General features: G+C 52.4%; 9 protein-coding genes. All 9 read right to left on the bottom strand.

Annotated elements, in window-relative coordinates; translation table 11 throughout:
• Nucleotides 1–2: 2 nt before the first annotated feature.
• Nucleotides 3–1,571: a hypothetical protein gene (locus KIS77_04000; protein MCW5921481.1), complete on the bottom strand. Its 1,569-nt coding sequence runs from the start codon at nt 1,569–1,571 to the stop codon at nt 3–5.
• 391 nt (nt 1,572–1,962) lie between these two features.
• Complete coding sequence (gene dusB, locus KIS77_04005; GenBank protein MCW5921482.1) at nt 1,963–2,961, bottom strand: tRNA dihydrouridine synthase DusB; 999 nt, start codon at nt 2,959–2,961, stop codon at nt 1,963–1,965.
• 293 nt (nt 2,962–3,254) lie between these two features.
• Nucleotides 3,255–6,095, bottom strand: a complete 2,841-nt coding sequence (locus KIS77_04010; GenBank protein MCW5921483.1) for a gliding motility-associated C-terminal domain-containing protein — start codon at nt 6,093–6,095, stop codon at nt 3,255–3,257.
• Between the two features lie 325 nt (nt 6,096–6,420).
• Entirely contained in the window at nt 6,421–8,616 is a 2,196-nt protein-coding gene (locus KIS77_04015; GenBank protein MCW5921484.1) for a peptidase domain-containing ABC transporter, read from the bottom strand.
• Nucleotides 8,617–8,648: 32 nt separating this feature from the next.
• Nucleotides 8,649–9,215, bottom strand: a complete 567-nt coding sequence (locus KIS77_04020; protein MCW5921485.1) for a UpxY family transcription antiterminator — start codon at nt 9,213–9,215, stop codon at nt 8,649–8,651.
• A gap of 35 nt (nt 9,216–9,250) precedes the next feature.
• Nucleotides 9,251–9,880 carry a CatB-related O-acetyltransferase gene (locus KIS77_04025; protein MCW5921486.1) on the bottom strand — a complete coding sequence of 210 codons (630 nt, stop codon included), beginning with the start codon at nt 9,878–9,880 and terminating at the stop codon, nt 9,251–9,253.
• A 63-nt stretch (nt 9,881–9,943) separates the two neighbouring features.
• Nucleotides 9,944–10,753, bottom strand: a complete 810-nt coding sequence (locus tag KIS77_04030) for an SUMF1/EgtB/PvdO family nonheme iron enzyme (GenBank protein MCW5921487.1) — start codon at nt 10,751–10,753, stop codon at nt 9,944–9,946.
• A 28-nt stretch (nt 10,754–10,781) separates the two neighbouring features.
• Nucleotides 10,782–11,351 carry an N-acetyltransferase gene (locus KIS77_04035; protein MCW5921488.1) on the bottom strand — a complete coding sequence of 190 codons (570 nt, stop codon included), beginning with the start codon at nt 11,349–11,351 and terminating at the stop codon, nt 10,782–10,784.
• A gap of 20 nt (nt 11,352–11,371) precedes the next feature.
• Nucleotides 11,372–13,108, bottom strand: a complete 1,737-nt coding sequence (locus KIS77_04040) for a hypothetical protein (protein MCW5921489.1) — start codon at nt 13,106–13,108, stop codon at nt 11,372–11,374.
• Nucleotide 13,109 lies beyond the last annotated feature (1 nt).

The raw sequence follows: 13,109 nt of genomic DNA on the forward strand, positions 1-13,109 counted from the left end.
CCTTAATATTGGATGCTCCTCGCTATCTGGTCGAGCGGGATGTAGTTGAAGACCGTCAGGCTCTTTTCTGTCTTGTGCAAATCTTTCAAAAACTGCTCGTTCAGTTCGCGGAGGGAGGCTTCGTGGGGTTTGTTGAAGTTGTAGCGCACGTCTTTGAGCAAAGTCACGTTGCGAGCCACGAAGAACATTTGTCGTTCGTATTTGTGTTTGAAAATGTCCCACCAAGTTACCATGGCCTTGCGGTCGAGCGGCGGGATGTTTTTGCTTGTGGGCGGCGGGACGCGGATGCAGAACGGCATGTGGTTGATGTTGATGGTGCTGTAGTTGTAGTGGTCTGCCGCGTGGCCGATTGACAAGTCCCACACGATACTGGAAATCGCCTTGGCCAAAATATTCTCCTCCTCGTAGTTGCGAAATTTCACGCCTGAGTTGGTACTGACGAATATTTCGTGGCCGGCGGGAAATTTTGGCACCCAATGTTTGACATAATCAGCCCAAACCATGATGTCCTCGTATTCCTTTTCAGGAATCTGTTCAACGATTTTGTGTATAAATCCATTGATGACATCGTAATATGCCATCAAAAATGTGCCGTAATCGGAGTGGAAAAAGCGTGGTTCCATCTGATACTCGTACATCGGGTAGGATGGGTTGAAGATGAGGTTCCCCTGTGCGTCTTCCGATGGGTCGTTGAGCATCCCGTGATACCCATACAGGAAGAGCGTCATCAATCCGTTGGCATCGGAGGGCAACGCCGCGTAGGGCATGTTGTGGGGGTTCTGGACGGGTGAGTTTTTGGAATTCAACACGTTGTGATTCAATTCCAACGAGAGCTCGAGGTGCGGCAACAGCAGTCGAAGCAGCACACTGTCTTTTGGCAGTGCGGATTTTGTGATGGCGTTGATGCTGTCGTAAGGAAAATGCAAATTGGCGTGTGCCGACAGCGAAATGCGCAAGCTGGCACCCTGCATCACGAAATACTTGGCAAGTTCCCAAGCATTGCCGTCTTCCGGCGTGAGCATCAGTTTGTTTTCGGGAAAATAAATGGCGACCGCCTTGCGCTTGCCGTTCACCAGCGGTCCTTTGAACAATGCAATTGTCGGCTCCACATATACGCCCGGGTAGGTCATCTTTTTCAAATCTTTGACCAATGTGAAATCCGAAACCCACCACGACTGGTTTGGCTCTTTTTTCATGAACTCGGCAAAGTAGCGGAGTTTTTCGTTTTGTGGGCATTTTGAGCGTTCCGGCTCGTTCAACTCGTTAGAGATAAACTTGCTCAGCGCCGAGTGCGTGATGTATTCTTCGTACTGTTCGTCGGAGAGTGGCTCCAACGAGCGATGCGTCCACGCATACCAAGCAGCGACGGGCCAATAGGTCAGCACGGTGCGGGTGTAGCGCAAGCCAGTGGTGCGGTTCCAGTGGCGGATTTCGTTTTTGGGAATATGCACCACGCCGGGCGCAAAGCCAAAGGGGTGGGCGGGTTGTGGTTGGGGCCAAGGGCCGCGACGCTCGTAGAGGTAGTCCGATTGTGGCCTGACGTTGGGAAGTTTGTAGCCTGATGACTTCATGGATGCTGCGTTAATGCCGTCTTGTTTAATATTGTGCGAACATGCAGCGTGTTAGACGAATCGTTCCAAGCGATTATCAATGGCAAAGAAAGGCAAAGCAAAGGCGATTTTGCGAAAGAAATGTTTGGGCGGAAAAACTTGAGTAGAAGGTTGATGGAAGAAGGCTGATTCCATATCCATTGAATACAAGGCAAGTCTTTCAGCTCTCTACCTTCCGCCCTCTGCCTAAGTTTTTACATTTGGGCGGGAAAATATTGTTCGGTTCGGACTGGCCGCGTACATACACTTCGCGCCGCCAATTTTTGAGCATGACTACAGCCGCAATCCGCTCAAAATCACGGAGAGCAATCATATTAATCTGACAAACCCTAACGCGAATCAAGGCATAAATCTAAGCGAGCTCCATCTCCATTGCGGAATACTCGGCCTCAATTTCTTCCAAGATGGCGAAAAGTGTTTCTGGCTGCATTTCTGTGACCAGACGTGCGCGGTAAGGCTTGATGTTGGGCAAATCCCGGAAATAAGGCGCGTAATGGCGACGCATCTCCAAAACGCCGAGTTTGGGGCCTTTCCAATCGAGGCTGTCGCGAAGGTGCTGGCGCGCTGCCCGAACGCGCTCTTCAACAGTGGGTGGCGGGAGTATTTCGCCTGCGGAAAAGTAGTGTTTGATTTCGCGGAATATCCACGGATAACCTATGCTGGCTCGCCCAATCATGATGCCATCCACCCCAAACCTGTTTCTGTAATCCAGCGCCTTTTGCGGGCTGTCCACATCGCCATTGCCAAAGATGGGGATGTGGATGCGTGGGTTCTCCTTCACTTTGGCGATCCACGACCAATTGGCCTCACCTTTATACATCTGCGAGCGGGTGCGGGCGTGAATGCTCAGCGCCTGAATGCCCACGTCTTGAAGGCGTTCGGATACTTCCTGGATATTGATGGTGGCATCATCCCAGCCGAGGCGGGTTTTCACGGTGACGGGGCGTTTGGTGCTTTTCACGACGGCCTCCGTCAGTTTTACCATGAGCGGCACATCGCGGAGCAAGCCAGCCCCGGCCATGCGACAGGCCACTTTTGCCACCGGGCAGCCAAAATTGATGTCAATCACATCGGGGTTCTTGGCTTCTATGATTTCGGCTGCCTCGAGCATGCTTTCCAACTGGCCACCAAAATACTGGATACCGATGGGGCGCTCGTAGTCGAAAATTTCGAGTTTCTGCAAAGTGTTTTTGGCTTCATGCACCAAGCCGTCGGCACTGATGAACTCTGTGTAAACCATATCCGCGCCCTGCTCTTTGCACAGCTTGCGGAAAGGCGGGTCGCTCACATCTTCCATAGGGGCGAGCAGGAGTGGAAATTCGCCCAGCTCGACGTTGCCGATTTTGACCATGGCGCAAAGTTAGGGTATTACAGAAGCCTCATAAGAAAGGATTTTATCAAAAAACGTAAAAACTTGGGGCAGCGGATATTGAATTTTGACAGGATTGACAAGGTTTATAGGATTTTTGGCGGCGAAACCACCTCATCCAACCTGCAAATTTTGCAGCTCCTGTCAAAAACATGTAAGCCTGCCAGCCGAGCCCTCTGTGCTTGGAGGCTGACTAAGTTTCTGCGAATTTTTCACAAAATGCAACACCAAGCCTGACTTGTCTGGAATGAAATCCCAATTGTGTGCGCAGGCTCTCAGCGCAAGAGCGTCACGTCTCCTTTTTTGGGTGGTTGCAAGGCTCCGTCGCCTCGTTGCCAGCGAATGTAATAGACATAGACATCGCTGGGCAAGTCCTTGCCGTCGTTGGTCTTGCCATTCCATACGGCATTGGTGTCGGTGCTGCTGAACACTTTGTTTCCCCATCTGTCGTAGATGCTCATCTCCAATATGGTGGCGGAGCCTTCCAAAATTTTCATTCGGAACACATCATTCACGCTGTCGCCATTGGGCGAAAAAGCATTGGGCACAATCACTAAGGGTTGCACCAATTGGAAGTTGATTTGCACCATTTGCATGCAGCCATTGGGAGATGTGGCGATGAGTTTGTAGAAAATCGTGGTGTCGCTCGTGGAGGGCGAGGTGACGACGGTTTCTGTATTGCCTATTGGGGTAAGGCCGTTTTCGAGCCACTGAAACTGGAAATTCGAGAGGTTCTGCGAAGGTGCCACCACCGCTCGCAGGGAAATGGGGGCGCCGATGTTGATGCGGTTGGTGTCGGGATTGGCAGCAATGTTCAGAGTAAAGTTGGGGACTGCGGTGACTTGCACCGCTGCTTCCAATGTGCAGCCGTCGCCGTAGGTGTAAACCACATCGTAGGTGGTTGTCTGCGATGGCGATACCGTGATGGATGGAGTGGTTTGGCCTGACGACCACAGGTATTCGCCCGACAAGGAGCCGTTGGCGGTCAATGTCACGCTTTCGCCCGCGCAAAGATTTTGGTTGGGCGATATGGTCAAAGTGGCGTTATAGACAACGACGTTCACCGAAGTGTTGATGGTGCAATTGCCCAAAGTGGCGGTAAGGTTGTAGCGGGTAGTTTGGTTCGGCGACACGGGAGGCGGAGTGGCTCCGTTGAAAGTGAAGCCCGGCGGGGTAGAGGTCCAAGTGTAAGTAGCGCCGGGAGTTGCGATGTTGTTGAGCGTCACGCTCTCGCCGGGGCAGAGTTCCGTGTCGTTGGGAAAAGCAATGTCTGGCCCCATGCCATCTACCGTGACCGTGATTTGGCGAGTGATTTGGCAATTGTTGGCAGTATAGGTGACGGTATAGGTTGTGGTGGCGTTTGGTCGCACCTCGATGGCCTGTCCCGTTTGTCCTGTGCTCCACACATAAGTGCCGGGCACCGACCCCGAGGCAGTAAGTAGCACGGGGAAATTGCGGCATACGGTGGTGTCGTTTGATACGGTGAGCTGGACATTGACGAGTGTAAGGGTCACTTGCCCCTGCGCAGGGCAGCCATTGTTGGCTGTCACAAAATAGGTGGTTGTCGGCAAAGTAGGTGTCACAACGGGCTGCGGGTTGGTCGTCGGGGCAAACGCAGGATCGGTCGAAGTCCAATTGTAAGTGGCTGAGGGGTCGAATGCCTGATTGAGCAATACCGGCTGCCCGATGCAAATCTGCGTATTGGCGGGGAATTGAATGATGGGCAAGGGGCGGATGTTTACCACGGCGGTGGCGCTCGTGGGGCAGCCTTGAAACTCACCTTTCACTGTGTATGTCGTGGAGGCGCTCGGAGTGGCAATGGGACTGTTGCAGGTAGTGCAACTCAAGCTTTCGGCGGGCGACCACTCTATGTTGGTCACTCCTGGGGTAAAAGTTGTATTGAGTATGACGCTCTGACCGGGGCAAATGATGGTGTCGGGGGTGGCAAACATTTCCGCGGGAGGTATCACTTTCACGAATGCTTCCGAGGTGTCCACGCAGGTGCCGTTTCGGGTGATACGTTGGTAAAGCGTGGTGGTGTCGGGTTGCACCACCATGTTGTAAAGACTATCGGGGGTGAGTTGGCCTGCTGCGGGTATCCACTCGAATCGAATGTTGGGGTATTCAAAGGGCTCAAACAAGTTTGACACGAGTGTCACTTGCGAGCCGAAACATATCGTGGTGTCGGATGGCTGAATGTTTAAGTCTGGTGGCAAACTATCTACTTGTACAAAAACGTAGCGGGTTCGGATGCACCCGGGTACGGTCGCAGAGGCAGAATAAAGCGTTGGTACAGATGGTGTTGCGATGGCGCTTAGCCCATTGGGAGTGACTTGCAGACTGCTCAGCGGCGCCCACGTCACCACGCCGCCGGGCGGGGTAAGCGTGGCTTGGATGGTGAGTGGCACTCCTTTACAAGTTTGCACCGTGTCGGGTTGGTTGAGTTGCAGTTCAAAGTTGATGACCGTGACTTGTACCGCGCGATTCACGATGCAGCCGGGATTGCTGGCTGTCAGTATGTAGGTGGTTGTTTGTTGCGGCGTGGCGACAGGGTTGGCGACGGTGGCTGTGTCCAAGGTGCCGTTGTTGGGTGTCCATGAATAATTGGTATTGGGTTCGGGCACAGTATTGGCAAGGCGCACGCTCTCGCCGATGCAGATGGCTGTGTCGCCCTGCACTGCTAGTACGGGTTGTTGGAACACCGTTATTTTCACGCTATCGGTGGAAGGGAAAGGACAGGTCGGGTTGACCGCCACCAAGTAATAGGTCGTGGTTTGCAATGGTGCCACCGACGGGTTGGGCAAGGAGGAGATAAACCCGGGCGGCACAGAGCTCCATTGGTAAAAGGTATTGGGGAAACCCGGCCCACCGAGGTTGGTTGACTGACCTGCACAAAGCACTTTGTTGGGGCTGATGGTGTATTGCGGTTGTTGCCCATTCACCACTGTGATGGTTATCGTGTCGCTCTGCGTGCATTGAGGTGTTTGCAACGTGGCGATGTATGTGTAAACCCCAGTTGTCAGCCCTGTCACCATTGGGGAAGGGCAATTGTAACAGCTAAGTCCTGCCGGTCCGGTCCAAGTGTAGTTGCCCAATTGTGGGCCATTTTTATTCAACTGAAAAGAGGCGTTGTTACAAACCGTGATGTTGGGTCCAAGGTTGAAATCGCAGGGTTGAGAAAAAGCGACTGCCCAACACAGTAAGAGAAGCAGGGTAAAATAAGGTCTCATGTAAATGAATTTAATCGGCTTGAAAAACTTGGGAAATCAAAATATAGAGTGCTTGACTTTCGCCGCCCGAAATTCCGGCTTCGGTGGGCTTTTACCAAAGGAATTGAGAAATTTTGCCGAACAGCGACAGAAGAAAAGGCTACTCGGCGAGCCGCCGAACCCGGCATGAATTGTGCCGAAAAACTGCTGCTATCCGACAAAGCAAGCCGCGCTAAGCCCCTAATTCCAATTGCTCTTTCACGAGGTGGAAATAAGCCCCGCGTCGTTCGGTCAAAACTTGGTGCGTCCCTTGTTCCACTATTTCGCCTTTCTCCAACACGATGATGTTGTCCGCGTTGCGAACGGTACTCAGTCGGTGTGCGATGATGAAGACTGTTTTGTTGCGAAAAGCATGTTCCAGATTGTGCATGATGACCCGCTCGTTGAAGGCATCCAAGGCATTGGTAGCCTCGTCGAAAAAGATATACTGCGGGTCTTTGTAAATGGCACGGGCGATGAGCAGCCGCTGTTTTTGGCCTTGGCTAAGCCCCACGCCGTCTTGCCCTATCTTGGTGTTGTAGCCCAAAGGCAAGTTTTCCACGAACAATTGGATATTGGCCACCTTGGCGGCGTAGAGCAATCGCCGACGGTCAATGTGTTCCTCGCCCAAGGCGATGTTGCGGGCAATGGTGTCGGAGAAAATAAAACCATCCTGCATCACTACCCCGCAGCGGTCGCGCCAGAGCTGATTGTTGATGTTGGAAAGGTTGATGTCGCCCAGCCTGACTTGGCCTTCCGTGGGCTGGTAAAAGTTGAGCAGCAGTTTCATCAACGTTGTTTTGCCGCTGCCGCTCGTGCCGACAATGGCGGTGGTTTTTCCCTCTCTGATGAATAGATTGATGTTTTTCAAAACCCACGGGTCGTAAGGCCCTCCATAGCGGAACGAGACGTTGTGCAGCGAGAGGTCGCCATTCGAGGGCAACACCGTTACTTTTGGATAATCGGTCGGCTCCTCGTCGGGGCGCAGATGGATTTCGTTCATCCGCTCGAGGCTGATTTTAGCCTCTTGTGCAGCGAGGATGAACTGCACGAGCGACTCCAAGGGAGCGTTCATGTGGCCGATGATGTATTGCACGGCGAGCATCATGCCCAACGTCATGTGACCCTCGATGACCGCGTGCGCGGCCATCACCGAAATGAGGATGTTTTTCCCTTCGTTGATGAACGCCGCGCCTGCTCGCTGGAATTGGTCGGTGGCTAGGTATTGGACGTTGACTCGAAACAGCCGCGCCTGAATGCGCTCCCACGACCAGCGTTTCTGCCGCTCGGCATTGTGGAGCTTGATTTCCTGCATACCGTTCACCATTTGGATAAGGGTGTTTTGGTTTTCGGCCATCTGCTCGAAACGTCGGTAGTCGAGTGCCCGGCGGCGCTGTAGGAAAATGGCAATCCAGCCGAAATAGAACAAAGCGGCAAAGAAAAAAACAAAGAAAATCGGCGGATAGTAGAAGGCTAGCACAACACCGAACACCGCCAAGCTGACTATCGAAAACAAGGTGACCAAAGAGGAGGAGGTGAGAAACCGTTCTACGCGCTCGTTGTCGTAAATGCGTTGCAAGAGGTCGCCCGTCATTTTGGAGTCGAAAAACGACATGGGCAATTTCATCAACTTAATCAGGAAGTCCGACACCAGGTTGATGTTGACCCGTGTGCCAATATGTAGCAATATCCACCCCCTGATGAACTCAACCGCTACTTGGCTGACGAACAACATGCCCTGCGCGGCCAGTATGAGATAGACGAAATTCAGGTCCTCCAGCTGAACCCCCTTGTCCACCAATGCCTGCATCAAAAAGGGAAATGCCAGCTGGATGAGGCTGCCCAGCAGCAGCCCGAAAAAAAGCTGTCTGAGCAGCTTTTGGTGTTGCGACAGATACGTCCAGAGAAAACCCAAGCTCGAGCGATTGGCTTTTTCTCCCTCGCGGCTAAAAAAGTCGGGGGTTGTTTCGAGCAAGAGTAGAATGCCCTGTGGCTCCGTGTTGACCACATCGCTAATCCAGCCATCGAGAAATTCTTGCTCGCTCAGTTCGATTTTTCCCGCTGCGGGGTCTGCCACATAGACTTTTCCGTTGGCGATTCGGTAAACCACCACGAAATGGTTTTGCTTCCAATGCGCAATGCACGGCAATGGGATGTTGTCTTGAAGGCGGCCAAACCCCGTTTTTGCGCCCAACGTGCGAAACCCGATTTTCTCCGCGGCATCCGATATGCCCATCAACGATACTCCCTCGCGGTCGAGGTAAGAGAGGTCGCGCAAGTACTCCAACGAATAATGCCTGTTGTAATACTTGGCCACCATGCGCAGGCATGCTACCCCACAATCGGAGGCATCTAACTGTTTGTAGAATGGGAAGTTGTCGGAGAACATTGTTCAGCTTGCGAGGGCAAATGTATCTCTAATCAAGGAATCGCCAGTCGTGTCTTCTCCAAAAACGCCGCATCCACCGTGATGAGCAAGCTTTGGAAAAGATAGTTGAGCTCTACCTGAAATTTTCGCTTGCCCTGCACCTTCACGATACGTCCTTTCAAGCCCATGAGATTGCCCGCCGCGATTTCCACCCAATCGCCCTCGCTCAGGCCTCCCGGCACGGCTTCCATGTCAAGCCCATCCTCAAGCGTGATGCGTTTCAACAAATCTATTTCCGATTCGGGAATGGCGATGAGGTTCTTGCTGAACTTGACAAAACCGGCCACGTTTTCGGTCTCCAACACAGGCACATACTGCTCCTTCGTGATTTTCACAAAGATATACGCATTGATAAGCGGTTTTTCTACCCAACGTGTGCTCCGGGTGTAGCGCCGCACGAGGCGCTGCAAGGGAACCCATGCGTGAATGCCTTTTTTTGCCAGCATGCGCTGCACGAATTTCTCGCTTTTGGAACGGGTATGCACCGCAAACCACCGTGGCTCAGAATCGTGCAGGTGGTTAGTTGCGACTGGCGACGAACGTTGATGGGCAGTTGACATAATTTGGGGGCAAATTTGGGGAAAAACGGTGACACTTACACCGCCTGCCGTAGCGCCTCCATGTCGTTTCCGGTCAATGCCGCCAAATTGCGCGTGATTTTTTCCGGCTCCCAATCCCACCATTTTACCTCCAACAATGCTTGGATATGCTCTTCCGAAAATCGTTTGCGAATCTCGCGGGCAGGGTTGCCACCGACGATGGTGTACGGTTCCACATCTTTGACGACCACTGAGCAAGAGCCAATCACCGCGCCATCACCGATTTTTACCCCCGGCATAATGACAGCGTTGTAACCGAGCCAAACATCATTGCCGATGACCGTGTTGCCTTTGGTAGGGTAGATGCGGCCTTCCATCGCATTTTCCCAACCATGACCGAAAATGTCAAAGGGATAAGTCGAAAAACCCTCGATATGGTGGTTCGCGCCGTTCATAATAAAAGTGACACCGGAAGCGATGGCGCAAAACTTTCCGATGATGAGTCGGTCGCCCGTGAAGTCAAAAAGGTATTTCACGTTTTTTTCAAAATTGGCAACATCCTCAAAATCATCATAGTAGGTGTAGTCGCCGACTTGGATGAGGGGATTCTTGACCAGATTTTTTAAAAAACACAGGCGTTCGTAGCCAGCAAGTGGGAAATGAGTGTGAGGACTTGGACCTGTCATAATTTGTGTGGGTTTTGAAATGGTTGACCGAACATTGCTTAAAAAGGTGGCGGGTGACAGCGGCTATTTTCCCACTGCGCACACGCACCTGAATCCCAGCCAAGGCATGGCCCTGTCGTACCGGATTTCGTTTTTCACTCGACTTTCTTCAAGTGTATTCGCATAACTGCCGCCTTTTGCCACGCCTTGCTCGGCTACCATTTCGGCGACGTTCCCAATCAAATTGTGAAAGCCATAGCGGTTTGGCGAGCCAGTGTTGCGCGGAAGGCCAAAGGTCGCGCTTGGGTCGGTGTTGGCCGGCAGGGTTTCTTTTGTGACCACTTTGTGATGGCCCTTTTTGTCTCGAAGAGATATGTAGCCAAAGGGGTGTTCTTCCGCATTCAGCCCGGCGGTGGCGGCATATTCCCACTCGGCGACGCTCGGCAGGCGATAACGAAAGCGCTGCGGCATGGCGGTCTTTTCTGGTGGCGTGGCACACACGGCTTCACGCACGCGCTCGGTGCGCCACTGGCAGTAGGCCACAGCTTGCTCATGACTGATGCCAGTGATGGGGTAGTCGTCATATCGCGTTGCTCGGAAGTAGGTTTCATGTTGTGGCTCATTTGACAGGTCGTGATGGGTAAGCCAGAATGCGCTGTCGGGAAGTGCGGCAAGATATTCCGGCGAACCCGTGCCATGTTGCCGAACGAGCCACCCGACGTATTCCCGCCAATCTGCGTTTGTCAGCTCGTATTGGTCGAGCCAAAGACTGTCGCGCAGAAAAATGGTGCCGGGCAACCCCTTTTGAATAGGGCGCGGGTGGTCTGGATTGTTGTGGAGCGCGGTGCAGGCCGATAGCGCTACCCACGAAAACACGGTGAAACGAAGCAGCATATTTGGAAGTGGTTTCAAAGGTGTGCTATTACAACAAAGCAACTGCGCCATTTTTCAATTGGTATCGCTCCTTGCTCTCTGGGCAAACGGCTTCGCCTTTTTCATCAAAATGAAGCCGCATTCCTCGCCGACTCACCCAACCCAGATGGCGGGCGGGGTTGCCCACCACCAGCGCATAATCCGGCACATCCTTCGTCACCACCGCGCCCGCGCCAATGAGGCAATAGGCGCCCAGCGTCACGCCGCAAATCACGGTGGCGTTTGCGCCAATGCTGGCGCCTTTTTTCACCAATGTCGTGCGAAACTCTTCTTTTCGTTCCAAAAAACTGCGCGGGTTGATGACATTGGTAAAAACCATGCTCGGTCCCAAAAAGGTATCGTCCTCGCAAATGACCCCCGTGTAAATTGAGACGTTGTTTTGCACCTTCACATTGTTGCCAAGTTTGACGCGGGGGGCCACCATCACGTTTTGCCCAAGAATGCACTTTTTGCCCATTTCACTGTTGGGCATGACGTGGCAAAAATGCCAGATTTTGGAGCCTTCGCCGATGATGGCGCCATCGTCAATGACTGCGGTGGGGTGCGCGTAGTAGTCCATTTTGAAAATAAGGTGTTTCGTTAAAAGTCAAGGTTTGCATTCCAGAGGTTCATGCGGATTCCGAGGCCAAAAATCTGGGTTTTCAAATCGCGGCCATCGTCGGCACTGTCTTTTTTGCGGTACAAAAATTTCAAATCCACAAACAGGTTGTGATACATCATCCACGAGGCGTCGAAGCCAAAAATGTCAATGTTGGCAGCGATGCCTTGCCCCGTGAAGTTGCCATAGTCCAGCACCCGGTTTTGGTTGCTAATCATCGGGTTGGCCCCCCAGTTTTCGGTGCTGGTATTGTCCCCTGTTTTGGCGTGGATGTAGCGTGCCGCAAGGCTTAGTCGGGGCAAGGGTTGCCACCGCGCCATACAGATGATTTCTTTGAAATTGGACAACAAAGGATGCGCCAAAGGCTGGTTGTAATGCGTGTAAGCGTTGAGCGAATCGGCGTGAGAGTATGTAAATGGCCGCACCAAGTTGTATTCCAACTGCAAATCAAGATGGTCGGCCCCAAACGCATTGATATATTTCACACCCGATTGAAAGCCGTATTTGTTGCCCCACCAGCCTTTTTCCTCAGGCTTGACGAGCGCGGAAAACAAAAACTCGTCGAGCACAAATTGGCCGTACACTTGAAAGCGGTCGAGAATATTCCATCGCGCGTCGAAGCCTACCAGCACGTTGTCGGGACTTCCGAGCATGCCCTCCACTGTGCGGTAAAGGATGAGCGGATTGAGGTATTGCAACTCGAACTGTTGGCTGCGGTTGAACACCGTTGCCTCAAACAACCCGACCGAGAGTTTGGGGGTGATACGGTAGTTCAGGTAGTGTGCCGCGACATATTTTTTGGGGATGCGGATATTGTTGCCCAAGTCATTGGCGCCGATTGGGCTAAGTTCCTGTAACAGGGTTTGGTAGTGAAAGCGCCAAACGCGAGTGTTCAATTTGAGGTAAAAAGCGTAATTGTTCGCGTCTGAAAGAAAAAGGGAACGATGGCCATTGCCAATGAAATGTTTTCCATGACCCAACTGAACGCCGATATGCTTCGTGGCCTTGAAGGACAGGTACCCGACGGCTTGGTTGAAGTCGTAGGCATTGGTCACGTCGAGCACGCGCGGGTTGTAACGCTTGAAGTTTCCGGCATAGGGTATCGCGTTGAATTCCTCCACACGCTCCGTCACATAGTTGGGAAAACGCGCCTGAGTTTCCACTACGTTGGTGTAAAAAAACACCTTGTCGTCCACCGAGCCACGCACCTCGAGGCCACGTTGATTCACAAATAAAAGTTCGGGGTCGCCTGCTTGCTCGCCGATATGGAAATTGAAGAGTGGGTTGACACGCATCCTGAAATCCTTTGTGTTCACCTCAAAAAAATTGGCCGGTGTCTTGTAAAACACTCCAAAAACTCCTTTTTCGTTGCGCGAAAACAAATGACTGTCTTCTGGCAAGCAATCAGTGTTGTCGTTGAAAATGTATTGCAAGTCGGCGCGGTCGCGGCGACTTAGTTTGTGCGCGAGCGAGTCCAATGCAAGGGCATAGTCCACTGCATCCTGTCTGGGAAATAATTTGAGTTCCGGGTGAATGGGGCTTTCCACCCCGCTCGAAATGTCGAGCCGGTCGAGGATGTGATAGGCGGGGGCGTGCAGCGGTATTCCAGAAGATTGAGAAAAAAGAAGGAGCGGGGAAAAGAGCAGTAGCCCCGCGTTTGCAAAATCTCGGAGGTTGGAAGAACGCGACGAGAGGATTTGGGTAAAGTATCTGAACATG

It is taken from the genome of Saprospiraceae bacterium, from assembly GCA_026129545.1.
Lineage (GTDB): Bacteria > Bacteroidota > Bacteroidia > Chitinophagales > Saprospiraceae > M3007.

Excerpts from the sequence above, each read along its gene's own strand:
- KIS77_04035 (MCW5921488.1), bottom strand. The coding sequence starts at position 11,351 with ATGGACTACTACGCGCACCCCACCGCAGTCATTGACGATGGCGCCATC.
- dusB (MCW5921482.1), bottom strand. The coding sequence starts at position 2,961 with ATGGTCAAAATCGGCAACGTCGAGCTGGGCGAATTTCCACTCCTGCTC.
- KIS77_04015 (MCW5921484.1), bottom strand. The coding sequence starts at position 8,616 with ATGTTCTCCGACAACTTCCCATTCTACAAACAGTTAGATGCCTCCGAT.
- KIS77_04030 (MCW5921487.1), bottom strand. The coding sequence starts at position 10,753 with ATGCTGCTTCGTTTCACCGTGTTTTCGTGGGTAGCGCTATCGGCCTGC.
- KIS77_04000 (MCW5921481.1), bottom strand. The coding sequence starts at position 1,571 with ATGAAGTCATCAGGCTACAAACTTCCCAACGTCAGGCCACAATCGGAC.
- KIS77_04020 (MCW5921485.1), bottom strand. The coding sequence starts at position 9,215 with ATGTCAACTGCCCATCAACGTTCGTCGCCAGTCGCAACTAACCACCTG.
- KIS77_04025 (MCW5921486.1), bottom strand. The coding sequence starts at position 9,880 with ATGACAGGTCCAAGTCCTCACACTCATTTCCCACTTGCTGGCTACGAA.
- KIS77_04040 (MCW5921489.1), bottom strand. The coding sequence starts at position 13,108 with ATGTTCAGATACTTTACCCAAATCCTCTCGTCGCGTTCTTCCAACCTC.